19 protein-coding genes and 1 tRNA gene are annotated in these 24,364 nt (G+C 47.6%); 18 read left to right on the top strand and 2 right to left on the bottom strand.

Annotated features, from left to right (window positions below; all coding sequences use genetic code 11):
* Positions 1-63 precede the first annotated feature (63 nt).
* The 12 genes from H9625_RS05125 to H9625_RS05070 all read left to right on the top strand — a co-directional run bounded on the left by H9625_RS05125 (position 64) and on the right by H9625_RS05070 (position 11,043).
* Complete coding sequence (locus H9625_RS05125; RefSeq protein WP_022039495.1) at positions 64-228, top strand: FeoB-associated Cys-rich membrane protein; 165 nt, start codon at positions 64-66, stop codon at positions 226-228.
* A gap of 97 nt (positions 229-325) precedes the next feature.
* A complete protein-coding gene (locus H9625_RS05120) occupies positions 326-940 on the top strand; it encodes a hypothetical protein (RefSeq protein WP_191763283.1) in 615 nt (204 codons plus the stop codon).
* A 181-nt stretch (positions 941-1,121) separates the two neighbouring features.
* Positions 1,122-2,918, top strand: a complete 1,797-nt coding sequence (locus H9625_RS05115; protein ID WP_191763281.1) for a tetratricopeptide repeat protein — start codon at positions 1,122-1,124, stop codon at positions 2,916-2,918.
* Between the two features lie 154 nt (positions 2,919-3,072).
* Positions 3,073-3,450 carry a DUF3244 domain-containing protein gene (locus H9625_RS05110; RefSeq protein ID WP_087211264.1) on the top strand — a complete coding sequence of 126 codons (378 nt, stop codon included), beginning with the start codon at positions 3,073-3,075 and terminating at the stop codon, positions 3,448-3,450.
* A gap of 194 nt (positions 3,451-3,644) precedes the next feature.
* A complete protein-coding gene (locus tag H9625_RS05105) occupies positions 3,645-4,346 on the top strand; it encodes an outer membrane beta-barrel protein (RefSeq protein WP_191763279.1) in 702 nt (233 codons plus the stop codon).
* Between the two features lie 304 nt (positions 4,347-4,650).
* Positions 4,651-4,722 (top strand) — tRNA-Cys (locus H9625_RS05100).
* A gap of 88 nt (positions 4,723-4,810) precedes the next feature.
* Positions 4,811-6,070: a glycoside hydrolase family 88/105 protein gene (locus tag H9625_RS05095; RefSeq protein WP_191763277.1), complete on the top strand. Its 1,260-nt coding sequence runs from the start codon at positions 4,811-4,813 to the stop codon at positions 6,068-6,070.
* 377 nt (positions 6,071-6,447) lie between these two features.
* Positions 6,448-8,253, top strand: a complete 1,806-nt coding sequence (locus tag H9625_RS05090; protein WP_191763275.1) for an amino acid ABC transporter substrate-binding protein — start codon at positions 6,448-6,450, stop codon at positions 8,251-8,253.
* 278 nt (positions 8,254-8,531) lie between these two features.
* Positions 8,532-9,227: a porin family protein gene (locus H9625_RS05085; protein WP_022039503.1), complete on the top strand. Its 696-nt coding sequence runs from the start codon at positions 8,532-8,534 to the stop codon at positions 9,225-9,227.
* 129 nt (positions 9,228-9,356) lie between these two features.
* Positions 9,357-10,112, top strand: a complete 756-nt coding sequence (locus tag H9625_RS05080; protein ID WP_013618606.1) for an exodeoxyribonuclease III — start codon at positions 9,357-9,359, stop codon at positions 10,110-10,112.
* Positions 10,109-10,474, top strand: a complete 366-nt coding sequence (locus tag H9625_RS05075) for a diacylglycerol kinase family protein (RefSeq protein ID WP_191763274.1) — start codon at positions 10,109-10,111, stop codon at positions 10,472-10,474. Before H9625_RS05080 ends, H9625_RS05075 begins: the two co-directional genes overlap by 4 nt.
* 8 nt (positions 10,475-10,482) lie before the next feature.
* Positions 10,483-11,043, top strand: coding sequence for a phosphatase PAP2 family protein (locus H9625_RS05070; protein ID WP_191763272.1), 561 nt, complete (start codon positions 10,483-10,485; stop codon positions 11,041-11,043).
* Between the two features lie 275 nt (positions 11,044-11,318).
* On the opposite strand, the gene H9625_RS05065 is transcribed toward H9625_RS05070, so the two are convergent.
* Positions 11,319-11,783, bottom strand: a complete 465-nt coding sequence (locus H9625_RS05065; RefSeq protein WP_013618596.1) for a MaoC family dehydratase — start codon at positions 11,781-11,783, stop codon at positions 11,319-11,321.
* A 303-nt stretch (positions 11,784-12,086) separates the two neighbouring features.
* Here H9625_RS05065 and H9625_RS05060 point away from each other — a divergent pair, with 303 nt between their 5' ends.
* From H9625_RS05060 to H9625_RS05035, 6 genes are all read left to right on the top strand, one after another.
* Entirely contained in the window at positions 12,087-14,588 is a 2,502-nt protein-coding gene (locus tag H9625_RS05060; RefSeq protein WP_191763270.1) for a heavy metal translocating P-type ATPase, read from the top strand.
* A 105-nt stretch (positions 14,589-14,693) separates the two neighbouring features.
* Positions 14,694-15,500, top strand: coding sequence for a hypothetical protein (locus tag H9625_RS05055; protein ID WP_191763268.1), 807 nt, complete (start codon positions 14,694-14,696; stop codon positions 15,498-15,500).
* Between the two features lie 2 nt (positions 15,501-15,502).
* A complete protein-coding gene (locus tag H9625_RS05050) occupies positions 15,503-19,756 on the top strand; it encodes an AAA domain-containing protein (RefSeq protein WP_191763265.1) in 4,254 nt (1,417 codons plus the stop codon).
* A 13-nt stretch (positions 19,757-19,769) separates the two neighbouring features.
* Positions 19,770-20,516, top strand: coding sequence for an SDR family NAD(P)-dependent oxidoreductase (locus tag H9625_RS05045; protein ID WP_022039509.1), 747 nt, complete (start codon positions 19,770-19,772; stop codon positions 20,514-20,516).
* A gap of 56 nt (positions 20,517-20,572) precedes the next feature.
* Complete coding sequence (locus H9625_RS05040; protein ID WP_191763263.1) at positions 20,573-20,737, top strand: hypothetical protein; 165 nt, start codon at positions 20,573-20,575, stop codon at positions 20,735-20,737.
* A gap of 102 nt (positions 20,738-20,839) precedes the next feature.
* Positions 20,840-21,997 (top strand): glycosyltransferase, encoded by a 1,158-nt coding sequence (locus H9625_RS05035; protein ID WP_191763262.1) that lies wholly within the window; start codon positions 20,840-20,842, stop codon positions 21,995-21,997.
* 53 nt (positions 21,998-22,050) lie between these two features.
* Here H9625_RS05035 and H9625_RS05030 read toward each other — a convergent pair whose 3' ends face one another.
* Positions 22,051-24,252 (bottom strand): DUF5686 family protein, encoded by a 2,202-nt coding sequence (locus H9625_RS05030; RefSeq protein ID WP_191763260.1) that lies wholly within the window; start codon positions 24,250-24,252, stop codon positions 22,051-22,053.
* Between the last annotated feature and the right edge of the window lie 112 nt (positions 24,253-24,364).

The following is a 24,364-nucleotide window of genomic DNA, read 5'->3' as shown; positions in this document are numbered from 1 at the left end:
AATACATGCTATTAAAGACCTAGTACCTGGTCAACTAGTGCCTAGTTCCTAAAAATAAAACTCATGGACACACAAACTATCCTTGTTTATATCATCGTGCTGCTCTGCGTCATTTACGCAGGGCGGCACTTCCTGAAGTTCTTCAAGAAGAAGAAACCGGGACAAACCGATTGCGGGTGCGGATGCGGATGTGCCGGATGCCAGAAAGGGAAACACAAGAAACCTTGAAAACATTGCCCGATTAACGAATATTCACTATCCGCCAATAGGGAGCTTCCGGTTTCTTTCCGTCATACAGATGAAACCAATTAAAGAAGCCAAAGTTATGAAAAAGTTATTCTTTTTATTGTTAGTAATCTTTTCCACCTCCGCCTTCGCGCAGAAGGTGGAACACGGAGTGTTAGTCGGCGGAGGTATCGGATTCCCCATGCAGGACAGCAAGCAACTTATTCCGCCTACCAACGAATTACGCTACGACCATAACCTGAAAGGAAACGGGATGATAGGATACCGCTTACGCTTCCTGCCCCAGCGGAAACACTTCTTCGACCTCGACCTCACCATCGGATTCCAAGGTATGAGCACACAAAAGTACGTGCCGTTCCTTTCTAAGCAAGACGGTACTTACACCGGCAATGAAGGAGATGAGTTCAGCGAGTTCGTCATGCCCATTTCCCTAGCAGCCAGTTGGAACTACCGCATCACCGAGAAGTTCTTCTTCGGACTGGGCATAGCGCCTACCCTCTATGTACGCCCGCAAGCCGTATTCGACCTGCCCGTACTGGCAAAGATAGGCTACCGCGCAGGAAAGCATTGCGAGCTTGCCCTCTCCTACCAATACGGATGCCTCGACGTGCTGAAGCATTTCAACAAAGGAGCGGCAAACGGACGCAAAGGGCATCTGTCCGACCTCATGCTCTCCGTGTACGTTCCTTTCTGAGCAAGCAGAAACAAATAGATGCGAACAACAGACATAAATTGAAAAGTAATCTGCGAAATCTGCGTCAATCTGCGCTTCAACTAACGAACGCAGAGGCGCAGAAGCAGATACTTTTTTTTAACTGAAACGACATACATATTTCAACGGATTTTGCTTAATTTTGTCATGAAACCCAAAAAGCATGAAAACAAAAGGCATAGCGTACACCATATTTTACTTTATCGGCTTGTTCTTGCTTTTCGGATGCAAGAAACAAGACGTTTCCCCTTTGCCTGAACTTATACAGGCAGAAGCACTAATGTTTAATAATCCGGACAGTGCCCTGCATATCTTGAAAACGATGCCTATTCCTTCCGCACGAAATAAAAAACAACATGCCTTGTGGTGCCTGCTGACAACGCAAGCCCAATTCAAATTGTGCCTGCCTTTCCAGTCCGATTCCCTCATCCGCATTGCTTATGACTATTACCGACATACTGATAACGCTCGAAGGAAAGCCATGTCGGCACTTTATATGGGCAATGTCAACTATGAACTGAAGAATATCACGAAAGCCATGAATTACTTTTTAGAGGCTAAAGCAAATATAGAAAAGACCAACGACTATAAGTTAGGCTATCTGGTCATGTCCTCCTTAGGCAACCTGTATGTGTACCGCAACCTGACCGACTATGCCTTGGAAGCCTTTCAAGAAGCCTACGATTATGCCGTGAAAGACTCCTGCAAACGGTATGAAATGACAACTTTACAAGATTTTGGAAGAACATATAGCGTAAGAGGAGAGTATGAACGTGCTATCCAGTCTTATAACCAAGCCATTCAGATACGAGACAGCATCCATGAAACTTTCAACTCCTTAGAAAGCGAATTGGCTGATGTCTATTTTGCTTTGGGAAATTACGAGAAAGCACTGGATTTAGAAAAACGAGCAATAAAAAACAATATTGCTCCAGATTATTATGGAATAGGGGAAACTTTCCTTTGTCTGGAAGAATACGATTCGGCTTATTATTATTTAAAGAAAGCCTTACATACTTCCAATGTATATACACTTGCAGGAGTGTATGAAGCTTTATTGTCTCTGAGCCAGCAGCCTACTTATCGGCAATATATGACAGACTTTTGCGATTCCTTATTATTCTATCAAGATTCCATTTATGCGTTAGACAAAAGTGAAACCATCATAGCCTATAAAGAGAAATACGAACACCAAAAACTTGCTCACCGCAATCAGCAATTAGAGTTTCAAACTGCACGATGGTTTTTGTTGAGCATTATTGCTGTGCTTTGTTTGATTGGGGTCATCACCTACTTCTACATATACCGAAAGACAATGCTATACCGAAAGAAAGAAGATTTAAACCGCCTAACAGCACAACTAAACAAAAACCAACGGCTTATGGCACGAAATAATATCTACATTGCAGAATTGGAAAAACGAATTGCTGAAAATAAGGAAGTTGCAGAGCAATTGGAAGAGCAACGCGAAACCCTTGCTTTTCTGCGCGAAGAGAACCAAACTTTACAACAAAAGAATGCACACCTGCAAACTGAAATCACCTCCTATAAATCCACTAATGGAGCAACCACTATTACCGAAGCATTCAATCAACTCCAGCTAGAGAAAGACCAATTGTCTGCTCTTCTGATTGAAACACATCCCTATCTCACAGCTTTGCATCAGCACCCTATTTGTTTAAGCAATGCGGACAGAAACCAAATATGCCAACTTGCCGATACCATCTACACCGGCTTCAGGCAACGTCTGCTTACATCTATACCTTCATTAAGCGAATACGAAGTGTTGCTTTGCTGCCTGATAAAGCTGCATTTCTCCGTTAGCGAGATTGCTACACTCTTGGCCATTTCACCCGCATCCGTCTCCACATCCAAATCTCGACTGAAAAAGAAAATCTACACTCAACTCAAACTTTCTGACGAAAAAAGGAGCTTCGATACTTGGATTTGGGAGTATTGAAAAGCAATGTACAGATTAAACGCATAGGAATGTTTATAATCAACTGATTTTCAACAACCAAGAAAATCATTATGTCTATATGAAATCAAGGTAAGTTTCTTGTTGGTTTTACTTGTTATGTCTAATTTTGCAGCAAATCAAAAACGAGAAAACTATGAGAAAAACAAAACTATTGATCGCGGGGTTGTTGATTTGTTGTATACTTCCTGCCTATGGATATCATAGAAAAGACAATAAATCTACAAGACTAAATGGGAGATGGCATACGCATAGCATAAAACGCAGCCTTTCTAAAATACCTATATCCGGAGAAGTGACAAACGGTCTCCTCATCTTGACTAACAGTCAGCCGGATAGAACGGTGTATCTTGAAATTCGAAATTCACAAGGCGTTTCTATTCTTACGAAAGAAATTCTTCAAGAGAACTCTGCCTATATGGTCATACCGTTAGATGCATTGCAAGACGGAGAAGAATACACCTTGATTATTACTAGTTCTATTAAATCAGACCAACTAATCACAATTTTCTAATGAAATAAAGGCAGACCGCTTCCTTTTCCCCGCTAAAAGAAACCGGAAGTGCCTGCCCCAACCACCTAAAAAGAAAGGAGGTGAGTGCGAAGATAGAAAGAAAAGAAACCAAAAACAAACAACAATACACTTTAATAGTGAAGAATAGTGAAGAACATACATAACAATCCATTCAAAACAACCATTACATCATTATGAACGTAAAATTATCCATTATACTCATACTGTCTCTTCTAAATATCCTGCCAATAGCAGCCCAACAAGTAAAGTTTGGCGTAGAAGCCGGAGCAAACCTGTCACACTATCTGGCAAGTCAAAAGCATACGGCAGAACAAACAGGAGGAATGAAAGCCGGGTTCCAAGTAGGGGCAACCGTCGACTATGAGTTCAAAAAACATTGGACACTTTCATCCGGACTGACACTTTTACAGAACCGGAGCACCATGAAATTCTCGCCTTACATGGTGACACATTTTCCTAAGACAGACACTAAAATAAACAACCTGATCCTGCCCCTCAAGATAGGTTATAACTTCCACATTACCGAGCGTTTCTGCCTGATGCCGTCTATCGGCCTTTATGCAGCATACGGCTTCAGCGCAGGAAATTCTTCGCTGGAAATTGTACAGCCCGATGGAGAAGGTGCACGCACGGAAACACACCAATGGAATCCGATGAAAGGATATTCGTACCCCATCGAAGGAAGCCCGAACAATGCACATGCTCTTCTCACTCCTTTCCGCCACTGGGAATATGGAGGAACTGCCGGACTGAAAGCAATCATAGCCGAACATTACACCGTCAGTTTCAATTACATGGTAGGCATCAAACAGGTGCACGACCTGTTAGGATTGCGGAACTCTAATTTCCAACTGAATATCGGATACCGGTTTTAAACGGCATACCTTTTTGATGCGATAATGCCCAAGCGCAATCTGCACGCTCTCCACAGAAGAAACAGATTGCGCTGGCTTCGTATTTCAAAAAGACAACGATTCAAACATGCCTTTTGATGAACACAAGTGAGTTCGCCGTTTAACGATGCACATGAGTACAATAAAGAGCATTTCTTGAAAAGACAGATGGAAAACTGATGGAAAACATGAAGAAAAATGAAAAATTTCGGTGGAAAGTATTGCAGATTCAAAAAATAGTCATACCTTTGCAACGCATTTGAGAAACACAAGTGTAACAACCAATGGTTCCTTGGATGAGTGGCTTAGTCAGCGGTCTGCAAAACCGTGCACGGCGGTTCGAATCCGCCAGGAACCTCAAAGCATGAAGGTCGGCTGAATGTTCAGCCGGCCTTTTTTCGTTAACCGTAAAAGAAATAAAACCTAACCCTAAAAAACTATCGAGCATGAAAACATTCGTATGCGCCGTATGCCTGCTTCTTGCCGCCTGCTGCACCCTTTCCACTCATGCGCAAACGCGCTATTCGCAACGCATGGCGGAATCGCAAGGCAAACAATGGACACACGGCAAATCGTGGGACTACGTGAACGGGCTGGTAGCAAAGTCGCTCCTGAACCTTTGCGAGCAATATCGGTATGCCGACTGGACTGCCGACTATTACCAATGGGCTAAAGAATATGCTGACAACGCCATCAATCCCGACGGCACCTTCAAGAACTTCAAGAAAGGGAACATCGACAACATCAATTCGGGCAAGGTGCTCTTCGCCCTTTACCGCCACGAAAAAGCCTTGGACGAGCAGAACGGCACGCACAATGCCGACCGCTACAAAAAGGCTGCCGACTGGCTACGCAATTACCTGGTGAACGACTATTCGCGTATCCAGACAGGCGATGCCAAAGGTTGTTTCTTCCACAAAGATATCTATCCGGGACAGATGTGGCTGGACGGCCTCTATATGGGAGCCGCCTTCTATGCCGAATGGCAAGCCAACTTCGACCCCAACAATACAAAGGCATGGACCGACATTGCGCACCAGTTCAAGACCATCGCCCGCCATACCTACGATGCCGGCAAGCAATTGTATTATCACGCATGGTCTGCCAATCCCGAAGACGCCAACTCGTTCTGGGCAAACAAAGCCGAACCTCACAAAGGCTGCTCCAAAGAGTTCTGGGGACGGGGCATGGGCTGGTATTTCGCCGCACTGGTCGACGTACTGGAAGTGATGCCCCAGTCGCACCCCGACTACAATGAGCTGAAGACCATCGTAAATACCGTAGCCAAGGGACTGGCACACTGGCAAGACCGGGAGAGCGGCGTATGGTACCAATTGCTGCAATACGACGACTCGTTCGTAAGCCGATGCGGCATCGCCAATTACCTGGAGTCCTCGGCTTCGAGCATGTTTACCTACGCTTATCTGAAAGGCATCCGCCTCGGCATCCTGCCCGAAAGCTATAAGGACGTAACCGAAAAGGCATACCAAGGATTGCTGAAAACCTTTGTCACCACCAACGAAAACGGCACCATCAACCTGAACCAAAGTTGCCGTTCGGCAGGATTGGGTCCGGCAAAAGATCCCTCGCGCGACGGTACACCCGACTATTACCTGTGCGGTAAAGACGTAACCATCGTGAACAATGAAGGCAAAGCCATCGGCCCTTTCATCATGGCTTGCCTGGAATACGAATTAGTGAAATAAGTTTATCATTTTTCACCACAGAGGACACAGAGCCTTTTAAATTTTTATGAATTCCGCAAAATGCCCATAGTATAAGAGGAAGTTAAAAGGAGTTATACCTTCGGCAGGAGTTAAAAGCCAATAGTCTTGCTATGGCTTCCATGAACTAATGTATTGGCTTCTAACTCCTTTTAACTCCCTGAAATAAATCCTTTTAACTCCTTGTTGGGAAAATGCGGATATTCAATTATATTTTCCTGTGTGGTACCCTGTATCCTGTGGTGAACTTTTTATTTCCCAAAAAATCTTACACGGAGAGCAAATTCTTGGGAATATCCATTAGCCTACCGATAAAAATGCGTATTTTTGCCCGTTCAAACAATTCAAGAGACAAAAAGATGAAATTCATTCATATTCTTTGCGTAGCGGCTGCGTTGTGGATAGGTAATCCCGTACTGAACGCACAGACCGCGGGCGATGCGGGATTTTTCCTGCATACCGTGGCACAGGGGCAAAGCTTATATTCTATTTCACGGATGTACAATGTGCCGGTAAGTGATATCGTGCGTCTGAATCCCGGGAGCGACCAAAAAATCCGCATGGGCGAAACGTTGAAAATCCCGCAAGCATCTGCTGCCAAGCAGGGACCGCAGTATCATACCATTCAGCGTGGGGAAACCCTGTATCAGCTGACTGTGAAATATGGGGTGACTGCGCAAGCCATTTGTGCTGCAAATCCTGGTCTGAGTGCCAGCAATTTCCGTGTGGGGCAGGTTATCGTGGTTCCGGCTCCTGATGGAAAGACAGAGGCACAACCTTCTTCTACTCTTGCAAAACAGGGTTCGGAACAGGCGAAAGACGAATGGAAGACAATGCACAAGGTGCAACGCCGTGAAACCATATTCAGCATCTGCCGCCAGTATGGCATCAGTGAAGAAGAATTGCTGGCGGCGAACCCTGAGCTGAAGAAAGGTAAGCTGAAACGGGGAACCTTTCTTTTTATCCCTTATCCAGAGGCGGAACGCCAGGCTATGGCAGAGGTGATAGAGGCGGCAAAACAGGCTGCTGCCGAGCCTACCAACGAGGAACTGTTCAGGCAAAATGCTGCTGAAAAGAAACCCATTCATACGATTAAAGTGGCACTGGTGCTCCCTTTTTCGAAAGAGAACGGTGCACAGCGCGGGCCACAGACACGTATTGTGGAGTTTTACGAAGGTTTTCTGATGGCGGCAGACAGCCTGAAACGTCAGGGAGTGTCGATGGATATCTATGCCTACGATACCAAGGAGACTAAGGCAGGTGCCGAAAAAATTCTGGCAGACAGCCGGATGAAAGAGATGGATTTGATTGTGGGGCCGGTAAATGCCGCTTCGATTGCTCCCTTGACGGATTTTGCCCGGCAGAACAATATCCGGTTGGTGGTGCCGTTTGCTCCTAAGGTAGACCAGGTGTTCAACAATCCTTTGCTTTACCAGGTGAATACGCCACAATCGTATCTGTACTCGGAGGTATACGAACATTTTCTCCGTAAGTTCGGGCGGAGTAATGTGGTGTTCCTTGATGATGGTACGCCCGACCCTGAAAAAGCCGATTTCATTAAGGGAATGAAGGCGGAACTGAAGGATAACGGTGTGCGTTTTACCCAGATACGCCTGGAGGGGGAAATTGACCCTGCCCGGGTTATCAGTGCGATGGACACGCTGCAACAGAACATTTTCGTACCGCTTTCGGCACGCAGTACAGCGTTGACAAAACTGGTTCCTCATCTTACGCTGGTGCGCAAGGAACACCCGCATTTCGACATGCACCTCTTCGGTTATCCTGAATGGCAGACCTACACGCAGGATTTCCTTGCCAACTTTTACGAACTGGACACGTATTTTTATTCGTCGTTTTATACCAACAACCTGTTTCCAGCCGCCGTGGACTTCACACATGCCTACCGGCACTGGTATAGCAAGGATATGGCGAATATCTATCCCAAATACGGCATGCTGGGGTTTGACATCGGTTATTATTTCCTGAAAGGGCTTTCGCAGTATGGCAACAAATTGGAAGACAATCTGGACCGTATGAAGGTGGTACCGATACAGACCGGATTCAAGTTTGAGCGGGTCAATAACTGGGGCGGATTCATCAACCGCAAGATATTCTTCGTACATTTCTCGCAAAATTACGAACTGGTCAAACTTGATTTTGAATAAGTAAGTATGCAAAATGAAATGATATTATCAGAAACACAGATTTTCGCGGATTAACGCAGATTACTTTAATTTACGATTTGACAATTTACTATTTGAGCATTAAATCGTACTTCGTAAATCGAAAAATAGTAAATCAAAAGAATTCGCGAAAATCTGCGTTAATTTGCGTTTCTGAGCTGACACATTATATAAACTATTTGAATATCCGCAAACATCCCATGTAGGGGCAATTGGGTGGAATGCGGATATTAAAATAAACTAATTCTCAACATCTACTTATGATGAAAAGACTTTACATACTTATCATTACCGGACTATGCCTGCTGGGGGCATCTCCCGCCCAGGCGCAACTGCAAGACCAGCGGAGCAACCTCTCCATAGGCGTAAACGGCGGCGTCAATTTCAGCTCTATCAGTATCACGCCCAGTTTCAAGCAAGGCAAACAGGTAGGGCCGGCATTTGGACTGACCGTGCGTTATATCGGCGAAAAATATTTCAAGATGATATGCGGTATACAGGGAGAAGTGAATTTCTCGCAACGCGGATGGAAGGAAGTGATAGAAGATGGGACAGGCGATACATATCACCGCTCGATGAGCTACATCGAAATCCCCCTGCTCGCCCACCTGGCTTTCGGTAAGGACAAGGGGAACGGCGTGCGTTTCGTGCTCAACCTGGGACCGCAAGTGGGATACCTGATAGGGGAAAAAGAAACGATGAGCGACCCTTGGGACCCTTCGGGACGCACTCCCAACGAGCAATACGGCAAGATGGCAGACCGGAAGTTCGATTATGGCATTGTAGGCGGGGGCGGCATGGAGGTACGTACGGGTATCGGTCATTTTGTGCTGGAAGCCCGTTATTACTTCGGCTTGTCGGATTTTTACAACAATTCAAAGAAGGACCCGTTTTCGCGCTCGGCACATTCGTACATCGGTGCCCGGCTGACTTATCTGTTTGACTTAAAGAAATAAGGGAATCAGGTATTAGGGGCTAGTTGACTAGGTACTAGGCAACTAGATTTTAGATACCATTAGTAAAACTATTCAGAACCTGGTCAACTAGTACCTGATACCTGGTCAACTAGTAAAAAACAAAAATATATGAAACTCATCTCTTGGAACGTAAACGGACTGCGGGCGTGCTGCGACAAAGGCTTCCGCGACGCATTCACCCGGCTAAATGCCGATTTCTTCTGCCTGCAGGAGACCAAAATGCAGGCAGGGCAGCTCGACCTGGCTTTCGACGGCTATACCTCGTATTGGAACTATGCCGAGAAGAAAGGCTATTCGGGCACCGCCATCTTTACCCGGCACCAGCCTCTGAACGTAAGCTACGGCATGGGCATCGACGAACACGACCGTGAAGGACGTGTCATCACCTTGGAAATGGAGAACTTCTATTTAGTAACGGTCTATACCCCCAACTCGCAGGACGGACTGAAGCGCCTGGACTACCGGATGACGTGGGAGGATGCCTTCCGCCGGTACCTCTTGGAACTTGACGCAAAGAAGCCCGTGCTGGTATGCGGCGACCTGAACGTGGCGCACAAGGAGATAGACCTGAAGAATCCGAAGACCAACCGCATGAACGCAGGCTTCACCGACCAGGAACGCGAGAAGTTCCAGACCCTGCTGGACGCGGGATTCATCGATACGTTCCGCTATTTCTATCCCGAACAGGAAGGCATTTACTCGTGGTGGTCGTACCGCTTCCGGGCACGCGAGAAGAATGCGGGGTGGCGCATTGATTATTTCCTCGCTTCGGCACGCCTTGCCGGCAAGCTGGAGAGCGCAGCCATCCATACCGAAATATTCGGTTCCGACCATTGCCCGGTAGAGGTGTGCGTAAGGATATGAAAAACGACGGCTTTACCTTCCGCAAGCGGATGAAGAGTTTCCGCTATGCATTCCGCGGGATATACCTGCTCGTCCGCTACGAACACAATGCGTGGATACATTGTGCCATCACCGCATGCGTGCTGGCGGCAGGCTTTCTTGCCGGATTATCGCGCATGGAATGGGTCGCCATCGTCCTGTGCATCGGCATGGTATTTGCCGCCGAAGCCCTCAATTCCTCCATCGAGGCGCTTGCCGACAGGGTATCTCCAGCATACGATGAAGCCATCAGGCGGACCAAAGACCTGGCCGCCGGAGCCGTATTGATTCTCGCCATCGCTTCCGCGGCAATCGGGCTTTTGATATTTATCCCCAAACTATAAACCGACAAATGAAAAAGAACCTTTTGACACTGCTCGCCTTGCTCATGCTGGCGTTGCCCGTGTCCGCCCAAGAACTGGAAGTGACAGGCTCGCGCAAGGCGGTACGCACTTCGGGAGACATCGGAGCGGTATTGCTTCCCGTTGCGGGACTGACCGCCGTATTGGTCCGGCAAGACTGGCAGGGATTGAAGCAAGGGGCATTTTCCGCCCTCGCCACGGCAGGCATCACGTATGCCCTGAAATATAGCGTCAAGAAAGACCGCCCCGACCATAGCGACCGCCACTCATTCCCCTCGATGCACACCGCCACCTCGTTTGCCTCGGCGGCATTCATCCAAAGGCGGTACGGCTGGGAATGGGGGCTTCCGGCATACGTGCTGTCCACCTACGTGGGCTGGAGCCGGATATACGGCAAGAAGCATGACGGATGGGACGTACTTGCCGGAGCAGCCATCGGCGCCGGATGCTCGTACATCTTCACCCGCCCGTTTGCCCAAAAGCATCAGCTGACAATCAATCCCGTAGCAGGCGACGGATGTGTCGGGATTTATACTTCGATGAGGTTTTAAGGAGGGAGTTAAGGAGTTAGAAGGAGTTAAGGAGTTAGAAGCCAATAGTTTTTTGAATATCCGCATTTCACCCAATTGCTTTGTAGGGGCGTATCGCATACGCCCGAATACGTCAACTAATCCACGTGGATGTCTTCAGGGCGTATGCCATACGCCCCTACATGGGATGTTTGCGGATATTCAATTAGTTTTGTTGGTGGAAGCACTCGTGAAGGTATTGGCTTAACTTCTTCTAACTCCTTAACTCCTCTAACTCCTTCTAACTCCTTAAATATTCAACAGAAATAATACAAGAACGTGGCGATGCCTTCCAAGGCTTTCTTCTTCTGTCCCTCGATTTCGATGAAGAACTTAATTTCGGCCTTTGCCGTGCCGCGCAAGTTGACCAGCGAATGGAGTTCAGCCGTCATGCGGATGCGTTGCCCCGACAATACAGCCTGGCCGAAACGCATCTTGTCCATCCCATAGTTTACCATCATCTTCAGGTTGTTCACTTCGATAATCTGATTCCAGAAATACGGAAGCAGGGAAAGGGTCAGATAACCGTGTACAATGGTGCTCTTGAAAGGGCTTTCCGTTTTCGCACGTTCCACGTCCACATGAATCCATTGATGATCCAGCGTAGCGTCGGCAAACTGGTTGATACGCTCTTGCGTCACTTCCAGCCAATCGGACACGCCGATTTGCTGGCCTAACAATCTCTCAAATTCTTCGTACGAATTAATTACTACTTTGCTCATACACCTTATGTTTAAAAACTTGTTATGAAGAACAAAGGTAAATAAAAAAACAGATAAGATTGCATGAGTTTAGAAGTATTTTGCCGATAAATGTCGGATTTTGTGGGCTTTTTGTCTGTTTGTAGCAAATAGTTGCTTGTGCCGGATTTTATTGCGGAGTCAAGTCGTACATGACTCCGAATTTCCAGTCAAGAATTTTTCGCAAACCAATTTTGTCTTACTATAAAATATATCCATAATAATATAAAGGTATATCCGAAAGGCTTGTTAACTTTGCAACCAAACTATAAAATGCGAATTGATATGAGTCAATCTACAATCCATAAACAGACGTTTCCCGTATTGGGTATGAGTTGCGCTGCTTGTGCCGCACGGGTGGACAAGACCCTGAACCGCCAGCCTGGCGTATGTGAAGCAAGTGTGAATTATGCAGCGGCTACGGCCACCATAACTTATGATGAAACGCAATGTTCGCCCGGACAGTTGAAGAAAGCTGTGCAAGATGCGGGTTATGACCTGGTGACTGATACGGAAAAGAATAGTGTTGAAGTGGCTGAAAATGCTCATACCGAGCGTTACAAGCATTTGCGCTTCCGTACCTTGTGTGCCATAGCCCTGGCTTTGCCTGTTGCTGTTATCGGCATGTTCTTCATGGATATGCCCTATGCCAACTGGATTATGTGGATTCTTTCCACACCCGTGATTTTCTGGATGGGGAGTGAGTTCTACATCAATGCCTGGAAGCAATTGAAACATCGTTCTGCCAATATGGACACGCTGGTGGCAAACAGCACCGGCATCGCTTACCTGTTCAGCCTGTTCAATCTGTTCTTTCCTGATTTCTGGTTAGAGCGTGGCGTGATGCCTCACGTCTATTTTGAGGCGTCAAGCGTGATTATTGCCTTTATCTTGCTGGGACGTATGCTGGAGGAACGTGCCAAGGGACAGACGTCCAACTCTATTAAGAAGCTGATGGGCTTGCAACCCCGCACCGTGACCCTCGTCCATGCCGACGGGACGATGCAGGTGGTTGGTATTGATGAGGTGAAGGCAGGGGATATGCTGGTGGTAAAACCGGGCGAACGTATCGCTGTAGACGGAAAGGTGACCGAAGGAAACTCGTATGTTGACGAGAGTATGCTAAGCGGCGAACCCGTGCCGGTGTGGAAAAAAGAAGCCGACAATGTCTATGCCGGAACCATCAATCAAAAGGGAAGTTTCCGTTTCCGTGCTGAAAAGGTGGGAGCCGATACGATGCTGGCACACATCATCCGTGCCGTGCAAGAGGCGCAGGGAAGCAAGGCACCGGTACAGAAGCTGGTTGATAAGATAGCTGGTATTTTTGTTCCTGCCATTATGGGGATAGCCCTGCTTACGTTTATTCTGTGGCTGGTATTGGGCGGGACAAATGGTTTTACCCACGGTTTGCTGTCTGCCGTAACGGTGCTGATTATCGCTTGTCCTTGTGCATTGGGGCTCGCCACTCCTACCGCCATTATGGTGGGTATAGGCAAGGGGGCTGAACAAGGCATTCTCATCAAAGATGCCGAGAGCCTGGAGGTAGCGAAAAAGATAGACACGATTGTGCTGGACAAGACCGGTACCATTACCGAAGGGAAACCCGTCGTAACCGATGCCGTATGGAATACGCAGGACAAATATCTGCAAGCCGTTTTCTATGCATTAGAAAGGTGTTCCGAGCATCCGTTGGCAAATGCGGTTGTACAGTATGCGGAAAGTCTTGCCGATGCCGGAGCACGCATTGTTATCGAGCATGCGGAAAGTGTGACAGGGCAGGGCATTAAAGGTACATCGGACGGCAAAGCTTATTATGTGGGTAATTCCCGCTTGCTGGCAGAACATCATATCCGTATTGCTGATGAATTACAGAAACAGGCGGATGTCTTTGCTTCCGAAGCCAAAACGGTTGTATGGTTTGCCGACACCGAAGTAGCGTTGGGGGTATTTGCCATAGCCGACCGTATCAAGCCCACTTCGAAAGCTGCCGTCGAAAACCTGCAACGCCAAGGCATATCGGTAATGATGCTTACCGGTGACAATCGGGTGACGGCGCAAAGTATAGCCCGCCAGGTAGGTATCAATGATTTCCGTGCAGAGATGCTTCCGCAAGACAAGGCAGAGGTTATCAGGCATCTTCAGGCAGAAGGCAGGCACGTGGCGATGGTGGGCGATGGCATCAATGATAGTTCGGCACTGGCACATGCCGACCTCAGCATTGCGATGGGGCAAGGAAGCGATCTGGCGATGGATGTGGCAAAGATGACTTTGATTTCGTCCGACTTAGGTAAGATAAGCGATGCCATCCGGCTTTCGGTCTTCACCACCCGTACCATCCGCGAGAACCTGTTCTGGGCATTTATTTATAACCTGATAGGTGTGCCCATTGCTGCCGGTATCCTTTATCCGATAAATGGTTTTCTGCTCAATCCCATGCTGGCTGGGGCGGCAATGGCTATGAGTAGTGTTAGTGTAGTGACTAATAGCCTGCGCCTGCACCGCAAGCGCATCGGAAAACCGGTAGAGGCTGTATCTGTGGAGCCTGTTCCCGGTCAGGTCGTTTCGCATGCCTTAAGCCGTACATATCGTGTAGAGGGAATGATGTGCAATCATTGCCGCACGTATGTGGAAAAGGCGTTGAATTCGATAGCAGGAGTAGAAGCACAGGTGACACTGGAACCTCCTGTCGCTACTCTTACTTATGCTGATGGCAAAGCATTGCCATTGGATGCTTTGCAACAGGTAATTACCGAAAAGGCTGGAGACTATACCATTAGCGAGGAATGAAAAAGGAGTTAACGCCTTTTAACTCCTTTATCCCCTGCAGAGGAGTATTTTGGAAAAATAAAAATCGTATCTTTGTCTCATTGTATAACATTAGGAAATGAAGATATGAAAAAGACTCTTGTAAGAAGTTTATTATACATCGTCCTGCTGGCTGGAATTGTTTCGTTTGCTTCGTGTAAGGACGATGATTATGGAGCTATTTTTTTGTCGCTTTCATCAGAGGCAGACTTGGATTTTACCAACAGTGTCCTGACGCTCAGCCCGTACAGCGCAGGGGCTACGTTTCATATTTCGGGTGGTGACGGGATGTATGTCATTACCAATCCCGATACCACTGTTATCGACTATCGGTATGATGGGAATGTATTGACCGTGATACCTGTAGGACTGGGCAGTGCCGAACTGAACATTACCGACCGGGCATGGAACCGGTATACCCTGCAGGTTACCGTGGCTTATCCCGAAACAACCTATACGATAAGCCGCATTGAAGGCGTGGTGCGTGGTGCAGAGCTTACACAAAGCCAGACACTTGCCATTCAACGTGATATTGAGAGCGCCCCGTTGGTGCAGGCAGGTGGAAAATATGTGTTCACCTATACCGATAAGGAGGCTGCGTCGGGTATTGTCACCATCTATCCTTCGGCTTCGACCAGTAATATGTTGCATGGTATCTTTACGCAGACAGAGGATACGGATCAGACTCGGATGCATATCGTACTGACCAACGGAAGTACTTATGAATTTATATTGGGTATGACTTCTGTACTATTATCCGGATATGATGACAGCCGAACGGAGACGAGTCCGGCGCGAGTCTTGATGCAGGATGTTACCGAGACCTACCGTTCACTGTATCCGGCATTGGAGAAAGCATATTGTGTGCAGCATATTCCTGGTGAAGCCCTCTGAACATGGCAGAACGCATCGAACTTCAGGCGTTTGATTTGTACCGGCGAATCGAACAGATACATCATAGACCTCCAGTTGCTCCCGAAAATATAAAGCCTAAATACGCCGCCCTTTACAAGGTGTTGGAGGAGGCTTGTTACGAGTTGACGCAAGGCATTACCCTTTCGTTTTCCAACTTGTTTTCCAGGCTGGACTATGTATGCAAGGAAAAGGGGATGACACCATCCGACCGTTATGCCGTCCAGACCATGCGCCGGAATGCTAAGGAAGCGATGCACAAGGGTTTCTCTCCCGATAAAGAAACCTATCTTTCCGATTTGCGTGCACTTTGCCGTTTTGTGTCGGTGGCGTTCGGTGAAGATATTCCGGTATCACTGATAGCAGACCTTCCTCATCAGAACCGTCCGTATCACGTCTCTTCTTTGAAGCATGTACCGTATGTGCGTGCGGTGGTCTCCAGCTGGACCGATGAACGTATTTATGCAGCTACCGATAACGGAGAAGACCCGTTTATCATCATCAATTACAGGGAAGGCGGATATAACGGTGATATGGCTTATTTGTCCGGGCTTCTGACTGAAAACATGCAGCTCAATCTGCTGGATGTACGTATCGACGAACATCACGAGTATGTTCCGAAACTGATTGTGGTACACCCTGATTACCTGATAGATATCAGTTCACTTGCCGTTTGCTTCCGTGAGTACGGGCATCATCCGCTCAATTATTTCATCAACAAAATCAGGCCAAAAGCCAATACATACCATATCCTGTTGGGAAACCTTGCCGGACAGTTTCTCGATGATTACATCAACGAGCAGGAGGATATTCCTGTCACTTATGCCCAAACGGTGAAGAAATTCTTCGCTACATCGGCATTGGAGTTCTGTACGTGTGAGATTCCCAATGATTTCCACTCCTTGGCACAGACACAGATGATGAACATACGTTCGTTTGTTCACGACCTTTTGCCGCATAACCTGGAAGCGTTCGAGCGGCGGGAGGCTTGGCTGGAAGCATCTTTCATTTGCGAAAGTCTCGGCCTTCAAGGGCGTGCCGACCTGTTGCAAAAGGACCTGAAGGTGCTTATCGAACAGAAATCGGGCAAACGGGATGAGTACAATCATCGTCATAAAGAAGACCATTATGTGCAGATGATGCTTTATCAGGGGGTACTGATGTACGGTTTCGGCAGGAGTGCCGATGATACGCAAACTCTTCTGTTATATTCGAAATACCAGGACGGGCTGATGCTGGAACACTTTTCGGAAAGCTTGTTTCGCGAATGTATCCGTTTGCGCAATCAGATTGTGGCAAACGAAATGATATTGGCAAACGGGGGTATCGCTGCAATCATAGACCAACTGGATGTGGAGGTACTGAATGAGAAGAAAGACCACGGCAAGCTTTGGACCCGTTATCAGGAACCTGAATTGAGCAGTCTGATTCACCTCCTCAAGCAGGGAGACCCGTTGGAACAGGCTTATTTCCGCCGTTTTTTCACTTTTGTATCCAAGGAGCAATTGTTGGGAAAGACGGGAGGGAATACCGGTTCATCGCAAGGGTTTGCCGGTTTGTGGCATACGCCCCTTGCCGGAAAAATAGAGGCGGGTAACATCCTGTTGGGCTTGAAGATTCTTTCCCGCCGTCAGAGTGCACCGGGTAAAGGATACGATCGGATAGAATTGAGTGTTCCTCGGCAGGGAGATGATTTCCTTCCTAATTTCCGTACGGGGGATATAGTCGTGCTGTATGCTTATCGTGGTCAACCTGATGTGCGCCGGCATATCCTGATGAAAGGTAATCTGGTAGAGATTTATCCCGACAGGATACTTGTCCAGTTACGTAACGGACAACAGAATCCCGACATCATCGGAACGGATACAGATACTTTTGCCATTGAGCACGATTTCTCGGATGCTTCTGCCGGCAATGCCATCCGTGGACTGTATGCTTTCCTTTCCGCTTCTACCGACCGAAAGGACTTATTGCTGGGCAGGCGTGTGCCCGGACGGGATACTTCACGTACATTGAACGGTTCGTACGGAAGGTTTGATGAACTGGTCTTGAAAGCAAAGCAATGCGATGATTATTTCCTGCTGGTTGGTCCACCGGGAACGGGCAAGACTTCGTGTGTCCTGCGCTATATGGTGGAAGAAGCATTGACCGACCCGGCGTGTTCTTTGTTGCTTTTGTCTTATACCAATCGTGCTGTAGATGAAATCTGCAATATGCTGACCAGTTCGGGCATTGCCGGACGGCATCCCTTTATCCGCATCGGGAACGAACTGGCCTGCGATAAGCGGTTTGTGCCTTATCTGTTGAATAATAGTCTTGCCGATTGTCCTAAACTGGCAGATATCCGTGGGAAGATACTCCGCACCCGTATTTTCGTGGGAACTACTACCGCCATTAACGGACGTCCTTACCTCTTCCAGTTAAAACGTTTCACCCTTGCTATCATCGATGAGGCTTCGCAGATATTGGAGCCCGACCTTATAGGCATTCTTTCTGCGCGTCACAAAGACGGGAATGCCATTGGCAAGTTTGTCCTGATAGGCGATTACAAGCAATTACCTGCCATTGCTTTGCAAAGCGAGGAAGAAGCCCGGGTGACTGACCCGTTGCTGCTGGAAATCGGATTGAATGATTGCCGTAATTCTTTGTTCGAGCGCTTGTACCGTGGGTGCAAACCAGAGTTTTGCAGTATTTTGCACAAGCAAGGACGGATGCATCCTTTAATTGCAGAGTTTCCTGACCATGCGTTTTATTCCCGCGAACAATTGGAACCGGTACCGCTTCCGCATCAGCAAGAAGCGTTGCCTTACGTCCTTCGTGAACCCGAAGACAACCTTGACCGGCTGATGTTGTACCGGCGTATGGTGTTCATTGCATCCGATACGCCGGCAGATACGGCTCATTCCGAAAAGAGTAATCTTTACGAAGCACGCATTGTCGCTACTTTGCTTTGTCGCATCTACCGGTTTATGGGAACGGCTTTTGATGCTGGCAAGACTGTAGGGGTTATTGTGCCTTATCGCAATCAGATAGCCATGATACGGCGGGAAGTGGCACACCTGGATATTCCTGAGCTGGAGAAAGTAACCATCGATACGGTAGAGCGTTATCAGGGAAGCCAGCGTGATGTCATTATCTATTCGTTTACCGTACGCGATTTCAATCAGCTAAACTTCTTGACTGCCAATACGTTTCGTGAAGGCGATGCGATAATCGACCGTAAGCTGAATGTGGCAATCACCCGTGCCCGTAAGCAACTTTTCCTGACCGGAAACCCACGAATATTGGGAGCCAGCCTTACGTTTTACAAGCTGATGGAGTATATCCGTATGCATAACGGTTATATCCACGTGCCACTCGACCGGTTTTGCCAAGGTGATTTCGAATTGCCTGACCTCAAATCGGGATGGGACTTGTGTTCTGATAATTATCCCTTGTCGCAGCCTTTTGGGCAAACATTCGATGCAGTAGTCGCAGATTTGTTTCCCAAGATACCTGTCAATGTCAACGATGATACACAGGTACGTGAACAGATAGCTTACGGACGTTGCGATTTTCAGTTTGCCGGGTATCCTGACCGGCTGGTACAACTGTATACCTATTATTATATGCGGCGCAGTTATTGTGCGGCCCGCGCTTTCTACGAACTGGTAGGAGGATGGCTTTTCCCTGCTGTCCGCAACGTGTCGGCAAGGGTGGTTTTTTGCGACCTTGCCTACGAGGGTGGAGCTTCGGGACTGGCATTTGCCGATGTGTGCAAACGTTTGCCGCACATCGACCTTGCCTATCTGGGGGTGTGTCCGGTAGAAGAAATGCTTGATATTGCGCGTCTGATGTTTCGTTCGGATGCTTACCGTCTGGTACAGACAAATTTCTATACTCAGGCAGAGAAAGTGCCTCCGGCTTTCTGGAAAATGCATGCAAAAGTATCGGAACTGATAGTTTTCAATGTGTCGAACCTGTTCGACCGCATTACGCCCGGAAAGGCACGCGGCTGGGCCGAATACCTGAACCGGTTGATTGCGGATTACCCGCTCAACCATTATGCCGTGTTTTATCGGGATGATACGGGTGAACGTGCCAACCGTCATTCTTACGATGTGTTCTGTGCACACCTTTCTCCGGCATTTGCCATGCTTAATGAACGTATGCCCCTGAATGGAGACTTTTATTATAACCGGCATGCCGGAAGTGTTCCTGCATCAGAATCTTTTATCTATGAAGTACGAACTACTTAACTTCTTGACTTTTATGAATCTACAGAATCAGAAACGTGCAGTCATTGTAGGAGCTACCTCCGGCATCGGATATGAAACCGCCTGTCTTTTGCTGAAAGAAGGCTGGATACTGGGCATAGCCGGACGTCGTGAAGGGCTGTTGAAGGCATTTCAGCGTAAGGCTCCTGCGCGCATTTATTACCGTGTAATAGACATCCGGAAAGAAAATGCCCCTATCGAACTGGAGGCGTTGATAACTGATTTAGGTGGTATGGACTTGTATCTGCATTGTTCCGGTATCGGACATCAGAATTACAACCTCGATGCCGATATCGAGACTGATACGGTACAGACCAATGTAGTAGGGTTCACCCGTATGGTAGATGCGGCATTCCGTTATTTCGGAAACCGGGGCGAAGGGCACATTGCTGTAATCAGCTCCATTGCCGGCACCAAGGGACTGGGCATCGCTCCTGCTTATTCGGCGACCAAAAGATATCAGAATACCTACATCGACGCCCTTGAACAGCTTGCCTGCATGCATGGCTGGACAGGTATATGTTTTACCGATATCCGTCCGGGGTTTGTCCAGACAGATTTGCTGAACGACGGAAAACATTATCCGTTCCTGATGCGTCCCGGTAAGGTGGCACGTTGCATTGTCCGTGCTATTCACCGCAAGCAGCGTATGGTAGTCATCGACTGGCGTTACCGTCTGCTGGTAGGAGCCTGGCGTTTGCTTCCCCGCTGGTTATGGAAACGTCTGCCGGTTAAGAATTGAGAAACGGTTTTGAGAAGCTGTTTTGAATTTATCGTGCGCTGATTTGGGATGAGTTTTTGAGGCATTTTCGCTTCTGTGATGAGGAAGATAGCGGGCTATCTGACGAAGAACAGGAGCGAAAAGGACCAAAAAATCGCCCAAAGCACACACGAAAAAGGATACATCAAGCCAAGAAAAACTTTTTGGAGAAATTCAAAACAGCTTCTGAATTCAGTTTCTGAATACGGTTGCGTTCTTATAGATTATGTGGTGAAAAAATCAGCGTATGTTGCTATCGAATGAAGATTTGCCCTATTTTTGCACCGTTATTTAGAAGAGATGATATGATGACGATAGACTTTACTTCGATTGCTGCCCTGTTGGCGGGTATATGTGTCGTATTCTTTGTGGTTCAAATGAGTGTGATGTGCGGCTTTTACAGCAGGATTCACCGCCATTTCCGGAAAGATGCTGGAACGGATCCCGTAGAATATCCTCCGCTTTCGGTGATTGTCGTGACCAAAGATACGGGCGAGCTGCTGCACGATAGCCTGACAGCTATTCTGGAACAGGACTATCCGGCATTTGAAGTGATTGTAGTGAACGATTTGTCGGCTGGTGAAGACGAACTGATATTGAAACGTCTGGCAAACATATATCCGAATTTGTATCATACGTTTATTCCAGAAACGGCACGTTATGTGAGCCGGAAGAAACTGGGAGTGGCGATGGGTATACGTGCCAGTCATTACGAATGGGTGGTAGTGACCAGTCCTTATGCCAGACCCGAAAGTAAGGAATGGCTGCGCAGCCTTGCCCGCGAGATGACACCCGAAACCGATATCGTGCTGGGTTACAGCAACTATGTGTACGGGAAAGGAATGTTTGCCTTGCGTGTCAGGACAGATGCTTTTTTCCGTTCGCTGCGTTACCTCGGCATGGCACTTGCCGGGCATCCTTATATGGGACTTGGGCATAATCTGGCATATCGCAAGCGTGCCTATCTGGAACACAAGGGCTTCAGCAGTCATTTGCAGTTGCAGCGTGGTGAAGACGATTTGCTGGTGAATGCCATTGCCGACAGGTATAACACACGGGTAGCACGGGGAAAGGAAAGCATTGTACGTCTGCCATTGCCTGTTTCCCGGAAAAGCTGGAGGGAAGAGATGTTGGGAAGCGTATTGACGGGACGTTTCTACCAGGGTGTGGCACCGTTGCTGAATGCGTTGGAAACGTGGACATGTTTCTTGTTTCATCTGGGATGTGCCGTTGCTTTTGCTGTAGGCCTGGTAAGCGGGCAATGGATATGGGCAGGTATGGCTGCAGGGCTGTGGCTGGTCCGTTTGCTGGCGGTGATGCATATATGGTATCATACAGCGTGGGATTTGGGCGAGAAGTTCGGCGTGTTTTTACCAATCTTCGATGTGCTGCGCCCGTGGTGGAGTCTGGCACACCATATCCGCTTCTGGTTTTGCCGGAAGGATGCTTTTCTCAGGAAATAGTTTTATTTTGAACACAGACCACACAGAATGTGCAGGGAGAGGCACTAGAATGATTAACGGTTGAATAGTTCGAAAGTGAATTTACATCCTACCGAAGTGAATTTGCCTTGCTCATTGCCTATGAAAATGCCGAAATCGAAGATGTGCGTGCCTATGCCATACCCTAATTCGATATAGGGGTTAAGGTGTGGCATAAAGAGGATGCCCCCATACAGCCGTTCTTTCTGGATGAAGGACAGCAGACTGCCTACCGGATAGAGTAGCAAGAACGGTGTTTCGTAAGTCATATTACCCCGGATGTAATGGCGTGAGGCATTGTACCAGCGTGAATCAAGCATCTGAAAGGTGCCGCCGATATCATCGTTCCAGCCTTGTGGCAGGTTGCGGTTGGCAAAATTGACATAATCTACAAAATACATGTCATCCTGGTTGGTAAAAAAACCTCCTCCTACGTGGTAGGCAATGGTATGCATACCCCGTATCCGGATTTTCTGTTCGGCAGAGAACTCGAAACGTTCGTAGGCTCCAGAGTTGTTCAGTACTTTGATGCCCCGTTCATAGTCGATAAGGAAAGTAGGATAGCGTGAACCTATATTTACTTTGCGGTTGCCGCTGGTATAATAATGGTACATGCATGGGGTCCATTCGATGCGCAGCCGGGGGGCGAAGCTATTGTAGCGTAACCTTACCCGCTGTGCCACTTCGGGAGTGCCGTTGACAGCATGACGCCAATGCATCGATACACCGGTCCATAACGTCAGCCCGTTGATGATTTCGATGTTGTGCGAAACGTTGAGATACACATCCTTGAAGTAATCCAGTTCCAGTCCGTCAAAGCTGAATGTACTGTCGGGCTGAGCCTGAAGCTGGTCGAGCACGATACTGCTGTAGATGCGGTTACCGTTTCCTACACTTACAGAAATGGCTCCGTGTTTTCGGGGATTGTAGACATATTCTCCGTCAAGTTTGGCATAAAATTCTTTTTTCGTGAAGTTATAGCCGATTTGCGGCACCAGATGAAGCAGCCGTCCGTTATGAAACAGTTTGTTGTATTTGAATTCTTGCCGGTAAGCGATTCCGTTACGGTGGCTATAGCTGATTAACAACGGGTTGATAAGCGGCGAACAGGAGATATTTCCTATTTTGTTGATGTCAATGTTATAGCTGCTTATCAAGGCATCGCCCATCTGCCCCAGAAGTACCAGATTTTTGCGGAGTTTGGTAGGAGGAGCTTTCAGTGTATCTTCCGGACTTATTCTACGGCGTTCGTTATAAGCTTGGTAAAGGCTGTCTTCCATATCGCTGAGTGGTAGCGGACGGATACGTGCGAAAGAATCACGGTCGTGCATGAGCCGGGTGGTGTCGCAGGTTAGTGTGTACGAGTCGGTCAGGTTATATCGCTGTTGGTCTTTTGTCAACCATTTGTCGGGCAGGTCCGACTTTTTATGAAATTTTACCTCTTCGTAATTGAGCCAGCCAGTACAATTCATTTCCAGGTCGTTGCGCAGGAACTTGAAGCGGATGTCGAGGTTCATCATGTGTGGCAGGTACTTGGTTTCTGGCGTGTCGCCCATATACATGGTGATGTGGAAGGTTATCAGGTCATATTTCCCTTGAAAATCGAGGTAGCGGATGGTCCAGTCACTGGAAGAAATCCAGCACGACCCTTCCAATAGCTGGGTACTGGGATAGCGTGGGATGATACGCAGCTTGTAGATTTTTCCGTTACGGCGGTAGGCGACCGAGTCGAGCAGGTAATTGTAATGGATGCTTGATTCCTTGCTGAGTGGGGAAAGTACTTTGTCTTCCATGATGGAAGGAGCATAGAGGTTGAACTTCAGGAAGTCGGCTATATCGAAGAAACGGCTTTCGCTTCCCGGAAACGTGCTCGACATCCACTGTACCTTCCGGTCGTAGATACTGGGAGCTGTATAGTGAAGCTTGCTGATGGACTCGTGGATGTATGTGTTCACTCCTTTCTCCAAACGGAACATCGAAGGGATGTACTTGATGATACGGTTTCGTTTGTGGATTTTCAGCAGGCCTTTCAAGTATAATTCAGCCTTGTATTCTTCCACTTCAGAGGCATAGAAGTTGGCGGCATTGAATATATGTGTCAGGATGGAATCGGGCACATCAGTCTTGTGAGGTAAAGATTTCTGAAACGAGCCTATCTCTCCCCGTGCCGGACATATTGCCAGTAAGAGCAGGACAATCCAGCATATAAAACCCTGTACAATTTTCATATTTGCCATTCTAAAGGCAAATATATAATAAATCCTCGTGTCACGGAGGCAATTTTTAGGGTTTGAAATAAAGATTTTCATTTTTTCTTACTACCTTTGTGCTCCACAACATCGTTTTATA

The sequence above is a fragment of the Phocaeicola intestinalis genome (genome assembly GCF_014837065.1).
Classification (GTDB): Bacteria; Bacteroidota; Bacteroidia; order Bacteroidales; family Bacteroidaceae; genus Phocaeicola; species Phocaeicola intestinalis.
Note: the sequence above shows the minus strand (reverse complement) of the source record. Positions and strands in the feature narration are given on the sequence as shown.

Coding starts and splice junctions, on each gene's coding strand:
- H9625_RS05125 (WP_022039495.1), top strand. CDS start 64: ATGGACACACAAACTATCCTTGTTTATATCATCGTGCTGCTCTGCGTC.
- H9625_RS05120 (WP_191763283.1), top strand. CDS start 326: ATGAAAAAGTTATTCTTTTTATTGTTAGTAATCTTTTCCACCTCCGCC.
- H9625_RS05115 (WP_191763281.1), top strand. CDS start 1,122: ATGAAAACAAAAGGCATAGCGTACACCATATTTTACTTTATCGGCTTG.
- H9625_RS05110 (WP_087211264.1), top strand. CDS start 3,073: ATGAGAAAAACAAAACTATTGATCGCGGGGTTGTTGATTTGTTGTATA.
- H9625_RS05105 (WP_191763279.1), top strand. CDS start 3,645: ATGAACGTAAAATTATCCATTATACTCATACTGTCTCTTCTAAATATC.
- H9625_RS05095 (WP_191763277.1), top strand. CDS start 4,811: ATGAAAACATTCGTATGCGCCGTATGCCTGCTTCTTGCCGCCTGCTGC.
- H9625_RS05090 (WP_191763275.1), top strand. CDS start 6,448: ATGAAATTCATTCATATTCTTTGCGTAGCGGCTGCGTTGTGGATAGGT.
- H9625_RS05085 (WP_022039503.1), top strand. CDS start 8,532: ATGATGAAAAGACTTTACATACTTATCATTACCGGACTATGCCTGCTG.
- H9625_RS05080 (WP_013618606.1), top strand. CDS start 9,357: ATGAAACTCATCTCTTGGAACGTAAACGGACTGCGGGCGTGCTGCGAC.
- H9625_RS05075 (WP_191763274.1), top strand. CDS start 10,109: ATGAAAAACGACGGCTTTACCTTCCGCAAGCGGATGAAGAGTTTCCGC.
- H9625_RS05070 (WP_191763272.1), top strand. CDS start 10,483: ATGAAAAAGAACCTTTTGACACTGCTCGCCTTGCTCATGCTGGCGTTG.
- H9625_RS05065 (WP_013618596.1), bottom strand. CDS start 11,783: ATGAGCAAAGTAGTAATTAATTCGTACGAAGAATTTGAGAGATTGTTA.
- H9625_RS05060 (WP_191763270.1), top strand. CDS start 12,087: ATGAGTCAATCTACAATCCATAAACAGACGTTTCCCGTATTGGGTATG.
- H9625_RS05055 (WP_191763268.1), top strand. CDS start 14,694: ATGAAAAAGACTCTTGTAAGAAGTTTATTATACATCGTCCTGCTGGCT.
- H9625_RS05050 (WP_191763265.1), top strand. CDS start 15,503: ATGGCAGAACGCATCGAACTTCAGGCGTTTGATTTGTACCGGCGAATC.
- H9625_RS05045 (WP_022039509.1), top strand. CDS start 19,770: ATGAATCTACAGAATCAGAAACGTGCAGTCATTGTAGGAGCTACCTCC.
- H9625_RS05035 (WP_191763262.1), top strand. CDS start 20,840: ATGATGACGATAGACTTTACTTCGATTGCTGCCCTGTTGGCGGGTATA.
- H9625_RS05030 (WP_191763260.1), bottom strand. CDS start 24,252: ATGGCAAATATGAAAATTGTACAGGGTTTTATATGCTGGATTGTCCTG.